This window comes from Sanguibacter sp. A247, from assembly GCF_052324925.1.
Classification (GTDB): Bacteria; Actinomycetota; Actinomycetes; order Actinomycetales; family Cellulomonadaceae; genus Flavimobilis.
In genome coordinates this window covers 790,918-806,780 of record NZ_JBQPRE010000001.1, presented here as the reverse complement: position 1 = coordinate 806,780, position 15,863 = coordinate 790,918, and the positions used below count along the sequence as shown (strand labels likewise).

The following is a 15,863-nucleotide window of genomic DNA, read 5'->3' as shown; positions in this document are numbered from 1 at the left end:
CCTATCCGGCCCCCGCGGCCGTGGCCGCGCGCTGCGGGTCGGTGCCCTCCACGAGAGCGTGTGCTGCGGCGACGAACCGCGCGGTTGCGCGGCCTGGCGTCGTGTCGGAGAGGTAATGCTCGACGAGCGCGCGAGCGGCGGCCGGATCGGCCGTCTCGAGTGCGCGTGCGACGGCCTCCGCCGCATCTTCGGACGCCTCGAGCATGCGCTCGGGGGCAAGGATCGGCGCCGGTTCAGGCACGATGGCCCCCGGGCCCGGCCGGGCCACGAGGAACGGCCGACCGGTCGGCAACCAGTTGAGGGCGACACCCGAGACGTCGCACACGAGCACGTCCGCGCGTGCGAAGGCCGCGGCAAGGTCGGGCGAGGTGTCGACACGGTGGGCGCCGCCCGCCTGAGCGAGCAGGGCACGAATCTCCGCATCGCCCGCGCCGTACTCCCCCGACGTCACGCCCGTGAGGGGATGGGGCCGGTAGACGACCTCGTAGCGGCCGTCGGCGAGGAGCGAGCGCACGAGGCGGGCACCGTGAGTGAGCACGGAGGAGTACGCGACGGACGGCTGAGCGCCCTCCCACGTCGGCGCGTACAGAACCGTCGTGCGCTGCGTCGTCGTGCGCTCGGCCAGTGCGAGCAGGCCGCTCGAGTCGAGCTGCGGCTGACCCGTGAGGACGCAGCGCGCCTCGGCGTCGTACCGCGGCACGTGGGCGAGCAGGCGATCGACGGCCGCGCGGCCCGCGACGAAGCAGAAGTCGTATGCCTTCACCTGGTTGGACGCGCTCACGCCCTTGTCCGACTCACCGTGGCCGAGGTAGACGTGCGTGAGCGACGTGAACCGCAGGTTCTCGAAGTTGCGCGGCGAGTGGTTGACGTAGAGCGCGAGCCGGACGTCCGAGTGCGCGAGCAGGTCGTCCATGCGCCCGTACCGGGCGATCGTCAGCACGTCGAGGGTCGAGGCCTCGCGCACAGCTCGCGCGGTGCGCGAGTCCTGGCAGACGACGACCGTGCGGGCGACGGCGTCGAGCGCCTCGAGCGCGGGCAGCCACGGACGCAGCTGGTAGAGGCTCTCGAGCGTGTCGGGGAAGAACACGACGACGCGGTGCTCGAGCGAGGTCCCGGCGAGCTCGTCGTCCTGACCGAGCCGGTCCGGGATCGTCACGGGGAAGAAGCGCGATCGCCGCGCGCGCCCCATGGCCCACCGCTGGAGCGAACGCACGTGCCGGGACCCGAACGCGCCGGCGCTCACTGCTCGCCCCATAGGGGCGCGAGGTGGTTGTCGACCATCGAGAGCGCAGAGCCGATCGCCATGTGCATGTCGAGGTACTGGTAGGTGCCGAGCCGCCCGCCGAAGAACACGCGGTCCTCGGCGTCCGCGCGCTCGCGGTAGCGCAGCAGCCGCTCCCGGTCCTCGGGGGTGCTCACCGGGTAGTAGGGCTCGTCGCCCTCTTCCGCGAAGCGCGAGTACTCGCGCACGATGACCGTGCGCTCGCGTTGGACGTCCCGCTCGGGGTGGAAGTGGCGGAACTCGAGGATGCGCGTGTACGGCACGTCCTCGTCGGCGTAGTTCATCACCGACGTGCCCTGGAAGTCGCCCGTCTCGCAGATCTCCTGCTCGAAGTCGAGCGTGCGCCACGTGAGTCGGCCCTCGCTGTGGTCGAAGTAGCGGTCGAGCGGGCCCGTGTACACGACGGGGATGCGTCCGACGACCTTGCTCTTGGCGTACTCGTGGGACTCGTCGAAGAAGTCGGTCGACAGGCGGACCTCGATGTTGGGGTGGTCAGCCATGCGCGTGAGCCACGCCGCGTAGCCGTCGGTCGGCAGGCCCTCGTGCGTGTCGTTGAAGTAGCGGTTGTCGTACGTGAAGCGCACGGGCAGCCGCGAGATGATCGACGCGGGCAGCTCGCGAGGGTCCGTCTGCCACTGCTTGGCCGTGTACCCGCGGATGAACGCCTCGTACAGCGGACGCCCGATGAGCGAGACGCCCTTCTCGTCGAGGTTCTCGGGGCGCCGGCCCTCGAGCTCGGCCGACTGCTCAGCGATGAGTGCTCGTGCCGCGTCGGGGCCGTAGGAGGACCGGAAGAACTGGTTGACCGTGCCGAGGTTGATCGGCATGGGGTAGGCCTCGCCCCGGTGCGTCGTATACACGTGGTGGACGTAGTCGGTGAACGACGTGAACCGGTTGACGTACTCCCACACGCGCTCGTTCGACGTGTGGAAGAGGTGCGCGCCGTAGCGGTGCACCTCGATGCCCGTCGTCGGCTCGATCTCGCTCCACGCATTGCCACCGAGGTGGTCACGACGCTCGAGGACGACGACCTTGCGTCCCGCGGACGCCATGCGCTCCGCGACTGTGAGGCCGAAGAGGCCCGAACCCACGACGACGAGGTCCGCGCTCATGGTCACGACTCCTTCTCCCCTGCGCCGCGGCGCAGGATCATGGACCGGTACGCGACACGTCGCACGGCCTCCGGCACGAGACGGTACCCGCCCCGGACGACGACGTTGCGCACGGCCTGCGGGGTGCTCGTGAAACCTTCGCGTCGCAGCGTCCCCTGGAGCGAGAGCTCAGAGCGCAGCAGGGCGCGCCCGCCGCGCCGCGCGTACGAGCCTGCCCCCGTGCGGTACTTGACGAGCGGCTCGGCCAGGTTGGCGACCTTGGCCCCGGCGGCGATCATGCGCGCGAACAGGAGGTAGTCCTCCATGAGGTGGAGGTCCTGGTAGCCGCCGGCCGCCGCGACGGCGGAGCGACGATAGACGACGCTCGGGTGGTTGAACGGGTCCGCGAAGCGCGCGTAGCGCGCGATCTCGTCGGGGTCGGTCGGCAGCACCCGGAGGGCGCCCGTGACGTTCTCGTCGTCGTCGAACTCGACGAGCGCGGTGCCGACGAGGTCGGCCCCCGCGGCCATCACCGGAAGCTGCGCCGCGAACCGACCCGGCAACGAGATGTCATCGGCGTCGGCGCGCGCGACGACCTCGTGAGCGCAACGCTCGAGCCCCGCCTCGAGCGCGCGGGCGAGCCCGACGTTCTCGGTGAGCTCGACGAGCGTCACGGGCACGACGGCCCGCGCGAGGATCGCCCTGAGCTCGGCGGCGATCTCCGGGCCGACAGGCCCGTCACGCACGATGACGACCTCGTCGGGCCGCAGCTCCTGCTCGACGGTCGCGGCGTCAAAGGCGCGCGCGAGGAACTCTGCGCGATCACCGCGGTAGACGGGCAGCAGAACGGAGAACGCAGGAAGGGCTTGCGTCATCGCGCCGACCGGTCGAGGGCCGCGACATCATCGGCGAGAGCCAGACCCGCAAGGACCCGCGACGTCGGCTGCGGACGTCGCAGGACGCCGTCACGCAGCCCGCGCCCGCCGGCGCGCAGCAGCACGCCCCGTGCCCGGGACCGCGCGATCGTCCGCACCCAGCGCCGCAACGTCGAGGCACCGTAGAGGAGCCGCTCGCCGCCGCCCAGCGCGTGCGAACGCGTGAACAGCCACACCTTGTTGCGGACCTCGAAGTAGAACCGGTCGCCCGGGTCTGCGTCAGTCGCGCCGAACGTCTTGGTGCGATGCTCGACGACGCTCGCGGGCACGTGCAGGCCCGTGCCCTCACGCAGCAGGCGGCACGAGTACTCGAAGTCGTCGTTCCAGATGAAGTAGTCGGCGACCGGGAGGCCGTGCGTCCGCACCGCGTCCGCGCTCACGAGCATCGAGACAAATGAGGTCGACCGCACGGGCACGACACCCGCGCGCTTCGCCGTCGCCAGAGCGGCCCGGCTCGTGCCCGGGCGGGAGCGCGGAGTGTTCATCGGGTGGTCGCGGCCGTCGGTCCACAGGACGCGGCTGCCCGCCGCGTCGACCGGGACAGGGTGCGCGGCCCACGCCGCCAACAGCTCGGCAAGAGCCGTCGGCGTCGGGATCGTGTCGTCGTCCATGAGCCAGACGCCGTCGGCGTCGAGGCTCGCCACCGCGTGCGCGATGCCCGCAGCAAAGCCGCCGGCCCCACCCGTGTTGCGCTCGAGGGTCACGACGACGGGAGCTGCCGGATGCCGACGCGCAACGTCGGCGGAGTCGTCGGTCGACGCGTTGTCGACGACGAGGATCGCGTCGAGCGGTCGCGTCTGCGCCGCGAGCGCGTCGAGCGCGTCCTGGAGAAGGTCCCGCCGGTTGAAGGCGACGACAACAGCGACGACGCGGCCGCCAGGCCGAACGAGAGGAGAGTCCACCACACGGTAAGGATACCGACGCGACTGCGTGAGGTCGGCCCGGACGTCCCTCGCGGCGCGTCAGTACGACGGATAGACGTAGTAGAGGATCGCTGAGCGCGGGAACGACCGCTCAAGGACACCGCGGGTTCCCGCGGGCAGGTGGCCGACCGTGTTGCCGTCGATGAGCCGCACGCGCGTCTTCGTCACCTCAGAGACGAGGCCGACGTGCGTCGCCTCGCCCGCCGGGCCCGTCGTGTGCCGGAACGCGAGCGCACCCACCCTGGGCGTACGGCCCGAGGGAAGGTCGCGGAGCGTCGCAGCACGGAAGTCACGGAAGCGGTCGATCTTGGGAATCGTCCTGCCCAGCCCTGCGGCCTGCGACGACCACGACTGGAAGAACGAGCACCACGCCGCGCTCGAGCCCATCCACCGGTTGTACTTCGTCGACTGGCGTGACGGGGTGGGCGCGGCCTTGACGTACCCCACCTGCGAACGCGCTGTCGCGATGATCGCGCCGCGGTCGCCACGCACCGTGGTCGCGGCCACGCGGCCGCTCGTCGGAGAGACATACGCGGTCCCGCGCGTGAAGCGATGGACGCAGCCTCTCTCGATGAGTCCGCAGCGGCCGTCCGCGACCGGAACACCCCAGCGCCCGTGTGCCGCGCCCGACTTGGCATACCAGCGGCCAGTTGCACCCGTGACGACCCACGTCCTCACCTCGGTCCGCTTGCCGACCTTGCGCGTGACCTCGACGAGGACACCGCGCGTGTACGTGCGCGTCCGGACCTTCGTCACGCCCTTCACGCGGGTGGCCTTGCGCTGGGTCGTGGTGAGGGTCTTCACCGAGCCCTTGGGCCGACCGAGCCGCGAGCCCAGGTCCGCTGCGCGCGACGCGAGCGTGCGCGACGCCTTCGTCACCCTGACGGTGCGCTTGGCCGACGTGAGGGTGCGGTGGCGCGAGTCGAGGACACGCGCTCGGAACGCGTTCTGACGGGTCACGTGAGCAAACGCCGCAACACGGCCCGACGACGGCGTCCGCGTCGTCGCCACACGCGTCCATCGATCACCGCGTCGCTGCTCGAACACGACGGTGCGACCCGAGCGCTTGGCCGTCCCGCCGACCTGGGCGACGAGCCAGAGCCGCTCACCCGCGCGCGGGCGCGTCTCAGACACCCCGAGCCTCACCTTGACGCTCGAGGTTGCCGCAGCGCCCATGTGGGCGCCCGCAATCGGGCCGGCGAACGGGACTCCAGCGGCGGCAGGCGTCGTCGCCGGGAGCGGGGCGATGAGTCCCGCGAGCCCCACAGCGAGTGCGAGGGCGGCGGAACGAAGGGAACGGGGGGACAACGAGTGGCCAGGCATCATTCGAGGATGCCACCCGGGGTCGGCGCCGTCGACCAGAACGGCTCGCCCCGTTGCGCAACCGCGCCTATTCTCGGTCAGTGACGACCCGCGACCCTTACCTCGACAATGCTCGTGGCCTGCTCATCGGCCTCGTCGTCCTCGGCCACGTCCTCACCGCCGTCACGACGCCGGGAGCGGACGTTCTCAACTTGTGGATCTACACGTTCCACATGGCGGCCTTCGTCACCGTCTCCGGCTACGTCGCCCGGAACTGGACGGGTACACCTCGCCAGGCGGCGGCGATCCTCACCTCGCTCGTCGTCCCCTACGTTCTTCTCGACCTGCTCCACGGCGCGATCGGAACAGCTCTCGCCGGAGGCTCGTTCCGCCCCAGCGTGCTCACACCCGCCTTCACGCTGTGGTTCCTTCTTGCGCTCGCGCTGTGGCGCCTCGCGACCCCCGTCATCCGAGTCCTGCGCTACCCGCTCGTTCTCGCGACCGCGCTCAGCCTCCTCCTGCCGCTCGAGCGTGCGCTCGACTCGACCCTCACGCTCGGACGCGTCGTCGGGTTCCTGCCCTTCTACGTCCTCGGCGTGTGCGTCACTCCCGCGCTCGTCGACCGGCTGCGCTCAGCCGGTGCCCGGTGGCGTACCGCGGGCGGGATCTACCTCGTCGCGCTCCTCGCAGCGAGCTGGGTGCTCTCCGAACGCACGCACCGCGGATGGTTCTTCATGAACGGCTCCTACCGCGCCGACGACCTCTCGCCGACGGCGGGGCTCGTGGTGCGCAGCGGCGTCCTCGTCGCAGGTCTGCTCGGAACCATCGCCATCCTGCTCCTCACCCCGCGAGCCTCGTCCTGGCTCACCCGATGGGGACGCAACAGCCTGGCCATCTACGTTCTGCACGCCCTCATCGTCCGGCCTCTGCTCGACGTCACGTGGCTCGAGGATGCGCGCGGCCCGTTCGTCGTCCTCGGAGCCATCACGGCCGCTGCAGCGTTGACAGCGATCCTCGCGCTCGACCCCGTCTCACGGGGCCTCAACGCCGTTCTGCGTCCCGCATGGCTCGCGCGGCTCCTCACCAGGCCGAGCCCAACGGAGCCGAGCCAGCGCACCTGACGGTCGGCTCACACCCCGCTCAATAACGCGGGTAGGCGTAGAAGAGCACCCGGTACGACGACGGCCACTTCTGCTCCGTCACCCCGCGCCGGCCCCCGCCCGGACCGTAGTTGCCGTGAATGACATTGAGGGTGCGTCCACCGCGTGTCACGTTCGTGACGAGCGCAACGTGGTTCGCACTGCTGTGCGGCGGCCGCGTGCTGATGAACGCGATCGCACCCGCCCTCGGTGTGCTGCCGGTCGGCAATGTCGCGCGCACGGAACGCACGAACGAGGAGTAGTTCCGCTCGATCGGGATGCCCGCACGGTTGCCGGACGCATTGCCCGCCCACGACAGGAAGATCGAGCACCACGCGGCGCTCGACGAGATCCACCGGTTGTACTTCGTCGTGTGCGGCCCCGTCCCGCGGTAGCGATCTGCGTAACCGACCTGCGAACGCGCAGCCGCGATGACCTCGCCCTTGCGCCCCCTCGCACCCGAGGAGGACGCCGTGCGGTCACCGCTCGCCGCGTACAGCGTGCCGCGCGAGAAGCTCTGCACGCAGCCCGACTCGGCGAGTCCGCAGCGGGCGTCCGTCGTCGGTACGCCCCACCGGCCCTTCGGGCCGTCGTCGGCGAGGTACCGCTTGAGGATCGTCCCCGAGACCACCCACGTGCGACGAGCCGAGCTCGTCCGCACCTCGACGAGCATCCCCTTGGAATGCTTCCGGTAGCTGACCGACCGGACGCCCTTGACCTTCGTCCGGGTGCGCTGGGCCTTCGTCAGGCTGTGGCGCGCACCGGTCGACCTGCCGAGGCGCGCGTCGAGCTGGCGCGCCCTCGACGCGAGCGACCGCGAGCCCGAGACGCGCTTGATCGAGCGCGACGCGCTCGCACGGGACTTCGTCCCGCCCCCGGACGCAACGACGCGGACCTTCCCCGACGACGTCGGCCGCACGTTGAGCGTGTACTTGCCGTTCCCTCGCGTCTTGCCGCGCGACACCGTCGTCCACCGGCTCGCGCCCTCGGCCCGCACCTGGACCTTGACACTCCGACCCGAAGAGGCCCCTCGAACGCGCCCCGCGACCCAGAGGCGTTCGCCTGCGAGGAATCGTCCAGACGACGACACGGCGATCGACACGGAGGGCCGACTCTCCGCTGCCTCGGCGCGTTCGATGCTTCCCGGCGGGACAAGACCCGCAACGGCAACGAACGCGGCCAGCACGCTCGCGACGATCATGCGTGGGCGTGATGAGCGGTGCGACATCGCGACCTCCTCGTCGATGTGGAGACGTCTTGTCACCATACGCTCGGGAGGCGGCGGGGGCCTGCGCTCAGGCTGAGGCAGCGTCCTCGACCGCGCGACGCAGGTCAGGTTCGAGGTAGATGACAGCCTTGATGCCCGGCAAGGCCGCGCGCACCGCTACCTCGGCCGCGTCGATCTCCGCAGCGACGTCGGCTGCAGTCTCCGCCGCGATGACCTCGATCTTCGCAGCCACAAGAATCTCCTCAGGGCCGAGGTGCATCGTGCGCAGGTGGATGACCGACTCCACACCCGGCGTTCCCTCGAGCGCCTCACGCACCGCGGTGACGTTCTCAGGCGTCGCCGCCTCACCGATGAGGAGCGACTTCACCTCGATCCCGAGGATGAGCGCGATGAGAATGAGGAGCACGCCGATCGACGCCGTGCCCGCTGCATCCCAGAGGCCGTTGCCCGTCACGAGGGTCATCGAGACGCCGACGAGCGCGAGGACGAGGCCGACGAGCGCACCAAGGTCCTCAAGCAAGATCACCGGAAGCTCGGGCGACTTCGAGCGCTGGACGAACTCGCGCCACGACAAGCGTCCGCGCACGGTGTTGGACTCAACGATCGCGGTGCGGAACGACAAGCTCTCCATGACGATCGCCGCGACGAGGACGACGACCGGGACCCAGTGCCAGGAGTCGATCGCGTGCGGGTCCCGGAACTTGTGCCACGCCTCGTACAGCGCGAACAGCCCACCGAGCGAAAAGAGAATGATCGAGACGAGGAAGGCGTAGACGTAGCGGGCGCGTCCGTAGCCGAAGGGGTGCTCAGGGGTTGCCTCGCGCCGGGCGCGCTTGCCACCCAGCAGCAGGAGCACCTGGTTGCCCGAGTCCGCGAGCGAGTGCACCGACTCCGCCAGCATCGACGAGGAGTGCGTGAGCAGGTACGCGATGAACTTCGTCACCGCGATCCCCATGTTCGCGAACAGCGCCGCGACGATCGCCTTCGTACCGCCTTCGTGTGCCATGTCCTGCTGTCCCCTCACCGTCGGTCACGCCCCAGGCAGGGCGCGGATCAGTGTAGGGCCGCGCACGCACGTCGCGCGCGGCGTGTCAGCGCCGGGTGCCTGGCGCTCAAGAGCGAGCCGAACCTCATGGCCGGGGACAACTAGAGCGCGCGAGCGTCCTCGACGAGAAGAACAGGAATGCCGTCGCGCACCGGGTACGCGAGCGCGCCCTCGGCTGCGGTCGACCACAGCTCGGGTGACCCGTCAGGTCCGACGCCGTCAACCAGCTCGGCCCCCGTCGCGGGGCAGCGCAGGATCTCGCGCACCCACGGGTCGACCGGCACCCCGGAAAATCCGTCACTCATCGCTTCACTCATCGTTCCTCCTGCACGTAGCGGGGTGCGTCGGCATCCCTCGTCTGTCGGTGCGCAGCCCGCACCGCCCCAGCATCGGCCCGGACGCGGGCTCGCTAGCCGCCCTGCCTGCGCATGCGCGGCAGCACGTCCTCGGGGTCGAGCACAGCGCCCGACGCATCGATCCACGCCGTCGTCTCACACCGTTGGCACGACACGAAGACGACAGCACTCTCGTCAGCCAGCACCATGTCGACCCGGGTGAGCTCGCGAGCCCCGCACTCGATGCACTCACGCGTCCCCGGCGCCGTCGGCACGGGAGCGCTCAGTGAGCCGAGAGGCTCAACCGGCTTCGCTCCGCGGCGCCTGCGCGGTGACGGGTTCGACACGTCAGCCCTCGCCCCGCAGGACCCGCAGATGCCCCTTGCGGCCGATCTCACCGACCTGGACGGGGGCGGGCTCCGCGAGGTGGCGACCCCGCGAGGGGGTCGTCGCACGACCCGCCTCACGCACCGCATCCGCGAGCGCGAGCAGATCGTCGTGGCTCGGCCCCGCCTCGACGTGGTCGGTCACGAGCCGCACCACTTCCCAGCCCCGTGGGGCCGTGAGGCGGTCTGCGTGCTCGGCGCACAAGTCATAGCTGTGCGGCTCGGCAAGCGTCGCGAGCGGGCCCAAGACCGCGGTCGAGTCTGCGTACACGTACGTCAGCGTCGCCACCGCGGAGCGGGGGCACGCCGTCCTCGAGCACTGCCGTACGGGTCTCACAATGCCCGATGGTATGCCGCCCGAGCGTCCGGACCCCAATCCCACGCCGGACCGGTGACAACCCGTCGCACGGCCTAGGCTGGGACCGTGCTTCCCGACCGTGTCACCCCCCACGCCGCCGCAGCCGTGCGGCGCCGCGACCGACGCGGCCGTGGCCTGCGCGGACCCCTCATGCCCGCGAGCCTGCCCGCCGCCCGTACCCGGGCCGAACGCTTCGACGACCAGGTCGTCGCAACCGTCGCCCGCATCGAACGAGCGTGGGCACGGCAGCTCGCCGGGACCGAGTTCGCGGTCGAGGACGTCCCGCCGTCGGACCCAGCACCCTGGGAGCACCGCCGGGGCGTGCCCATGGGACGCTACTTCCCCGCCGACAGCGGGCTCGCCGCGCGCATCGTCGTCTACCGCCGGCCCATCGAGGAGCGAGCCACGAGCCGCGACGACCTCGCCGAGCTCGTCCGCACCGTCGTCGTCGAGCAGGTCGCGCACATGCTGGGGCGCAGCCCGGAGGACATCGACCCGGGGTACGTCGGCGACCTCTGAAACCCCACCCCACCCGCACGCTGCAGCCGCGCCGGAACGCGAGGACGCGCGACGGCTAGAAGCCGTGGGCGGGGCGCACGACGACCTCGAGCGCGGTGTCCTCGACCGCCGCGGGCGCCAGCACGGTGAGGAGCCCGTCGCGGGTCCCGTCGAGCGCGTCGGCGCTCGCCTCGAGCGACCACGCGAGCCCCGGGCCCTCGCCCGTCGTCCGCACGACGACAGCCGCGACCTCGGCGCCCTGGGCACGCGCGTCGAGCGGGAGGACGAGCGTCCCGCCGACGGGCACGGCGAGTCTCTCGGTCGCGAGAGTCCGGCCGTCCGGTGACAGCAGGAGGAGCTCGGCTGCACGCGTCGCAAGCGCGACCGGAGCACCATCAGCGTCGACCGGTCCGCCCGTGCCGAGCGCTGCTCCAGGGACCTCGTCGACAGCGGCAGGAACCGCGGCGACGGTGAGTGTGCCGCGCGTGCCCGCGGGCACCGCGACGAGGCTCGTTCCCGGGTGGGACGCGCCACGGCTCGCCAGGAGTGCGACGTCCTCGCCGTCGGTCCCGGCGCGCACGACCGTCGCGGACGCGACGAGCGGGACGGCCGCATCGAGCACGACCGTGTAGCGGCCCGCCTCGAGCGCACCGAGGTCGAGCGAGGCGAGCTCGCCCGGAGTGACGTCGAGCGACTCAGCGCCCGGTACGAGCACCCGGCCCTGCGGCCCGAGGATCGCGACCGAGACGCTGACCGGCGCGGCGACCACGTCCTCACCTCCGGTCGCGTCGGGCAGAGCCAGGCCGTCGTCCGCAGCGTCGTCCGCGGCGGACGACGCAGGTTGCGCCGCGCGCGGCACCAGCACGTCGAGCCGCGCGGGCCCAGCCGGACCCGTCGTCACGCCCGAGATCACCTGACGCACAGCCGGGGTGCTCGCTGACGCCAGGTCGACACCCGCGGGCCGCAGCCCGTCGAGCGCGTTGACCTGCAGGTAGGAGGAGACGAGCGCGCCCCGCGCGACGACGCGCACACCGAGGAGACGTTGCTCGGGCGCGAGGCTCTCAAGCAGCCGCGCGGCCTGCCCGCCCGCGGGGACCGTCATCGTCGTCGGGCCGCTCGGATCGATACGTCCGCCGGGTCCCCACAGCTCGACGTCCACGACCGCGGGGGTCCGCGAGGAGTTCTGCACGACGAGACGCGTGCTCGCACCGCGCGTCGTCGTCCCGCCGAGCAGCCACTGCTCGGCCGACGGGGTGACGCACGACGCGCCCGCAAGACCCCGCAGGTCACCCGCCGTCGTCGCCGAGACGACGGCGGCACCGAAGGGAGCGGAGCCATCCGGCGCCGGCGCGACGGTGACCGTCGTCGCACCCGCCACCGGGCCGCGTGCGACGAACGCGGACGCTCCCGCCACCATCGTCACGGGGTCGACCGTGCCACCGTCGATGCCGCGCACGGGCGCGGTCCCGGCGGTCGCCGGCGCCAGCACGACCGCGCCGAGGCGCGTCGCGGTCCCGACCGGGGTCGGGTCGAAGGCGGGGTCAGCGGAGGCCGTGGCGTCCGCCAGCTGCACGGGGCCCGCACACACGAGCGCGGCCGACGACGGCACGACCGACTGCCCCTGCGCGGCGGGCCCGCTGAGCGGCTCGGTCGGAAGGAGGTCGACCGCCCACGCGGTCGCCCCCGCAAGGCCCACGACGACGAGACCCGTGAGCGCACGCACGACGGCAGCGCCACGCTGACGAGGCCGGGGCTCGGGGGCCGGGTCGGGCGCGGTCATGTCGTTCTCGTCGGAACTCATCGCTCCACCACCCTGCGTCGGACCGGCACCACGAGGAGCCCGTAGATCACCGCTGCCGCGACGAGGACGACCCGCCACCACATGCCACCGGACGACTCGAACCACACGACGAGCTGCCCTGCCGCACCGTCAGGCACGACGAACGTCTGCTGCCACGCGCCTGGCGGCACGCGCGTCGCGGGTGCGAGCGCCGTGCCACCGAGCGTCGCCCGCCAGCCGGCGTCGGCCCGCTCAGCAAGGACGAGGGTGCGCGTTCCCGGCTGCACGTCCCAGCCGGCGCCGGACGTCAGACCGACGTCGCTCGCGTCGAGCGTGTCGAGACGCACGTCAACCCCACGGCCGTCGGACGGCACGACGACGCCCGCCCCGGACCCGTCGAGCAGACGCGCCCAGCCCGTCACGGTCGACGCACCCGCAACCTCACCGACGTCGATCGCGACACGCCACACCGTTCCGCTCGCGCCGTCCGCGACGCGCTCGAGAGCACCGTGCGCGTCGAGACGCGCGACGAGCGCGCCCCGGGCCTCGTCGTCGCCGGGCGTGACGAGAACCGCGCCCACACCCAGGTCGACGAGCGTCGTCCCACCCTCGTCGACACCGCCGACGAGCCGTGCGACCGTGCCCGCAAGCGCGGCGGACGGTGCGTCGCCCACCTCAGGCCCGAGGGCCCGGTGGGCAAGGACGACGGACGCGTCAGCGAGCTGAGGACCGTCGCTGCGCACAAGCTGGTACGTCGTCGTCGCACCCGCGTCGAGCATGAGGACGCGCGCGGCGCGCGGCGGCTCCTGCATCTGACGGCCCACGGCCGGCACGACGTCCCCCTCGAGCACCCGCAGGCCCGAAGTGCCGCGCACGTCGAGGAGCGCGGCGCCGCGCGCAAGCGCAAGACCTGAGGCCACGAGCCCGACGATGACAAAGACGACGAGCGCCACCTGACGCCACCCGAACGCGTGCGACGCAACGCGGTCGGTCACGCGGTCGAGCCCGACGAGCCCCGCGCCCACGAGCGCAAGAACGAGGAGCGACACCGCCCCGGCGGCCGAGGCACGCACCGTGCCGAGGTCAGACTCGCCCACGACGACCGTCGCCGCCGCCGCACCCGCACCGAGCGCGACGGTCGCGACGAGCCACGCGGCGCGGACCGCACCCGAGCGCTCCCGGCGCACGAGCGCGACCAGCGCGCACACGACGACGAGGCCCCCGAGCGCGAGGGGCGCGACCTCACCGACCACGTCCGGGACGAACCCGGGAAGCGACCACGCGGGAAGGACCACGGGCTCGCCGAGCAGCACACGCCACCCAGCGGGAGCCTCGCCGGGGACCGGACGCCCAGGTGACGCGAGGAGCAGCGGCCACGCAGCCAGGCCCCGTCGCAGCACCTCGACGACGAGCGGCACCATGACGAGCATGGGCGGAACCGCGACAAGCACGAGGTGGCGGCGCGCGCCGCGCGGCCGTGGCCGGCCCCGTCCCCACGCGACGATGACGAGCGCGAGGAGAGAGGGCACGAGAAGAACAGGGGCGCCCGCGACCGCGAGGGCGAGCGCGAGCCCGCCGAACGCCGCGGCAGGAACGGACGCGTGACCGACAGGTGTGCGAGCCGCCGACTCGTGCGCCGAGGTCTGAGGAACGGGTGACGCGGCATGCCCAGCAGCCACGTCTGCGGACTCCTCACCGGCGCCCGACGCCTCAGCCTCGCGTTCGAGCCGCCGCGCCTCGGCGCGACGCGCGGCCGCGACGACGGCGCGTTCGACGGGAGGTCGCGCTCCGAGCCCCACCGCCTTGAGCGCCCCCCAGGCAGCCCACGGGAGCGCGACGTGCGCGAGCAGGTCGCCCAGGTGCCCAGCGCCGAGCCCCGCAGCGAACACGGGCGTCGCCACCCACGCGACCGCGGCCGCCGAGCGGAGCAGGAGCGACTTCGTCGCGGTCCCCGCGGCGAACCACGCGCCGACCCCGGCGATGAGGATCGACCCGAGGATCGCCGCGTCGACGACGGCCTGCAGGTCACCGCCGAACGGGGTCACGAGAGCGACGAACGGCACCAGTGCCGTGAGCAACGGATCCGCGGGCACCGCATCCCCGACCCCCGCGCGCACCCAGCCGTCAGCGACCTCCGCCCACACCGACCCGAGCGAACCACCGGCCGCAGGCAGGGACGGCGAGACGAGCCGCGCACCCGAGCCCACAGCCGTGAGCGCCGGGCCCAGCCACCACAGGGTGAGCGCCGCGAGGCCGATGACGGTGCTGACGACGCCGACCAGGCGACGTCGCACGTCGGCCCGACGCTCCGCGAGCGCGAACGCATCGCTGCGCGCCCGCGCCTTGCGCTGCTCACCACGCGCCAGGCGACGGTCACGACGCGCGACGAGAACGTCACGCCACGAGGCCCGCAAAGGAGCGAGCGCCGAGAGCGGCAGGGCCCGCGCGCGGCGCAGCCGCCTGCGCGAACGCCACAGCGCGCGAGGCCGCAGCACCGCCCATGCCGCAGCCGTGATCTCGCCGCGCGCACGGCGCGCACGCTTCGCTCCGAGCTGCCAGAGCGCACGTGGAACGGCCAGGACGACGATGACGACGAGATTGAGCCACACGAGCCCCGGAGGGGCTCCCGTGAGGCGGAACCACAGCTCGGCGCGCCGCCGCAGCGCGAACGAACGCTCCTCGTCGGGCAGGTGGTCGGGGTCGATTTCGCGGCGGCGCAGGTCGCGGTGCGTCGCGCGAGCGTGCGCGACGACCGCCCCCGGGACGACGATGACGCGGTGTCCCGCGAGGCGTGCACGGCGCGAGTACTCGAGCCCGTCACCGACGTTGCAGTACTCCGGATCGGGCCCGCCGAGCGCGGTCCACGCGTCGAGGCGAGCGAGCGCACCCGCGAGGCCCACGCCGAAGACGTCAACGGTTCCGTCGTGCTGGCCCTGGTCGATCTCGCCCGGCTCGACCGTCGTCATGCGGCGGCCCGCCGGGGACGACGTGAGTCCCACCTCGACGAGCCGGCGACGGTCACCCGGCTCGACCTGCTTCGCACCCGCGAGCACGACCGACGGCGTGTGCTCGACGGCGCGCAGCAGCGCACCGAGCGCCGCAGGTTCGGGCGTCGCGTCGTCGTGGAGCAGCCACAGCCAGTTCATGGGGTCGGCCGCGGGTGCGTCGCCGAGGTCACGCAGGTGGGCGAGACCGGCGTGGACAGCTGCGCCGAAGCTCGTGGCGCGCGGGGCGTGGACGAGAACGGTCGGCGGGGCCGACTCGTCGGCGGGCGCGAGCCGCGCGCGACTGGCGACGTCACGCACGACGTCGACGACGAGCAGGCGGTCTGGCGGGTGCTCCTGCGCGCGGACTGCGGCGATCGTCGACTCGAGGTACGGGGTTGTGCCACGCGTGACGACGACGGCGGTGACGACGGTCGGTGCGTGCGGTCCGGACGAGCGGGGTCGCGCGACGCCAGCGCGGCCCCGGCTGGTGGAGCCAAGGGTGCGGCCGGGGGGCGCGGGGCGCCTGGGGGTTGCGTCGGGAGTCGTCATGCTGCCGCCATCATGCCGCGTCGCC

General features: G+C 72.5%; 14 protein-coding genes. 2 read left to right on the top strand and 12 right to left on the bottom strand.

Annotation, left to right across the window (positions count from 1 at the left end):
- Nucleotide 1: 1 nt before the first annotated feature.
- Genes ACTVCO_RS03565 through ACTVCO_RS03545 form a run of 5 tightly spaced genes read right to left on the bottom strand, consistent with a single transcriptional unit; the run spans nucleotide 2 to nucleotide 5,539 of the window.
- Complete coding sequence (locus ACTVCO_RS03565) at nucleotides 2–1,243, bottom strand: CDP-glycerol glycerophosphotransferase family protein (protein WP_443727002.1); 1,242 nt, start codon at nucleotides 1,241–1,243, stop codon at nucleotides 2–4.
- On the bottom strand, nucleotides 1,240–2,394 hold the full coding sequence (gene glf, locus ACTVCO_RS03560) for a UDP-galactopyranose mutase (RefSeq protein WP_443727001.1): 1,155 nt from the start codon (nucleotides 2,392–2,394) through the stop codon (nucleotides 1,240–1,242). The genes ACTVCO_RS03565 and glf overlap by 4 nt, the downstream gene beginning before the upstream one ends.
- Nucleotides 2,395–2,396: 2 nt before the next feature.
- On the bottom strand, nucleotides 2,397–3,248 hold the full coding sequence (locus tag ACTVCO_RS03555) for a glycosyltransferase (RefSeq protein ID WP_443727000.1): 852 nt from the start codon (nucleotides 3,246–3,248) through the stop codon (nucleotides 2,397–2,399).
- Nucleotides 3,245–4,210: a glycosyltransferase gene (locus ACTVCO_RS03550; protein ID WP_443726999.1), complete on the bottom strand. Its 966-nt coding sequence runs from the start codon at nucleotides 4,208–4,210 to the stop codon at nucleotides 3,245–3,247. The genes ACTVCO_RS03555 and ACTVCO_RS03550 overlap by 4 nt, the downstream gene beginning before the upstream one ends.
- 60 nt (nucleotides 4,211–4,270) lie before the next feature.
- On the bottom strand, nucleotides 4,271–5,539 hold the full coding sequence (locus ACTVCO_RS03545) for an LGFP repeat-containing protein (RefSeq protein ID WP_443726998.1): 1,269 nt from the start codon (nucleotides 5,537–5,539) through the stop codon (nucleotides 4,271–4,273).
- Between the two features lie 95 nt (nucleotides 5,540–5,634).
- Here ACTVCO_RS03545 and ACTVCO_RS03540 point away from each other — a divergent pair, with 95 nt between their 5' ends.
- On the top strand, nucleotides 5,635–6,654 hold the full coding sequence (locus ACTVCO_RS03540) for an acyltransferase family protein (protein WP_443726997.1): 1,020 nt from the start codon (nucleotides 5,635–5,637) through the stop codon (nucleotides 6,652–6,654).
- Nucleotides 6,655–6,673: 19 nt separating this feature from the next.
- Here ACTVCO_RS03540 and ACTVCO_RS03535 read toward each other — a convergent pair whose 3' ends face one another.
- From ACTVCO_RS03535 to ACTVCO_RS03515, 5 genes are all read right to left on the bottom strand, one after another.
- Nucleotides 6,674–7,900 carry a CHAP domain-containing protein gene (locus ACTVCO_RS03535; protein WP_443726996.1) on the bottom strand — a complete coding sequence of 409 codons (1,227 nt, stop codon included), beginning with the start codon at nucleotides 7,898–7,900 and terminating at the stop codon, nucleotides 6,674–6,676.
- A gap of 67 nt (nucleotides 7,901–7,967) precedes the next feature.
- Complete coding sequence (locus ACTVCO_RS03530; RefSeq protein WP_443726995.1) at nucleotides 7,968–8,906, bottom strand: cation diffusion facilitator family transporter; 939 nt, start codon at nucleotides 8,904–8,906, stop codon at nucleotides 7,968–7,970.
- Nucleotides 8,907–9,046: 140 nt separating this feature from the next.
- Entirely contained in the window at nucleotides 9,047–9,250 is a 204-nt protein-coding gene (locus ACTVCO_RS03525; RefSeq protein ID WP_443726994.1) for a Trm112 family protein, read from the bottom strand.
- 104 nt (nucleotides 9,251–9,354) lie between these two features.
- Entirely contained in the window at nucleotides 9,355–9,627 is a 273-nt protein-coding gene (locus ACTVCO_RS03520; RefSeq protein ID WP_443726993.1) for a hypothetical protein, read from the bottom strand.
- A 1-nt stretch (nucleotide 9,628) separates the two neighbouring features.
- The gene (locus ACTVCO_RS03515) at nucleotides 9,629–10,003 is read right to left on the bottom strand and encodes a DUF3499 domain-containing protein (RefSeq protein ID WP_443726992.1); all 375 of its coding nucleotides are present in this window, start codon (nucleotides 10,001–10,003) and stop codon (nucleotides 9,629–9,631) included.
- Between the two features lie 87 nt (nucleotides 10,004–10,090).
- Here ACTVCO_RS03515 and ACTVCO_RS03510 point away from each other — a divergent pair, with 87 nt between their 5' ends.
- A complete protein-coding gene (locus tag ACTVCO_RS03510; protein ID WP_443726991.1) occupies nucleotides 10,091–10,543 on the top strand; it encodes a metallopeptidase family protein in 453 nt (150 codons plus the stop codon).
- A gap of 55 nt (nucleotides 10,544–10,598) precedes the next feature.
- Here ACTVCO_RS03510 and ACTVCO_RS03505 read toward each other — a convergent pair whose 3' ends face one another.
- Both ACTVCO_RS03505 and ACTVCO_RS03500 read right to left on the bottom strand, forming a co-directional pair.
- Complete coding sequence (locus tag ACTVCO_RS03505) at nucleotides 10,599–12,323, bottom strand: DUF5719 family protein (protein WP_443726989.1); 1,725 nt, start codon at nucleotides 12,321–12,323, stop codon at nucleotides 10,599–10,601.
- Nucleotides 12,320–15,838 (bottom strand): glycosyltransferase, encoded by a 3,519-nt coding sequence (locus ACTVCO_RS03500; RefSeq protein WP_443726988.1) that lies wholly within the window; start codon nucleotides 15,836–15,838, stop codon nucleotides 12,320–12,322. The genes ACTVCO_RS03505 and ACTVCO_RS03500 overlap by 4 nt, the downstream gene beginning before the upstream one ends.
- Nucleotides 15,839–15,863: the final 25 nt, after the last annotated feature.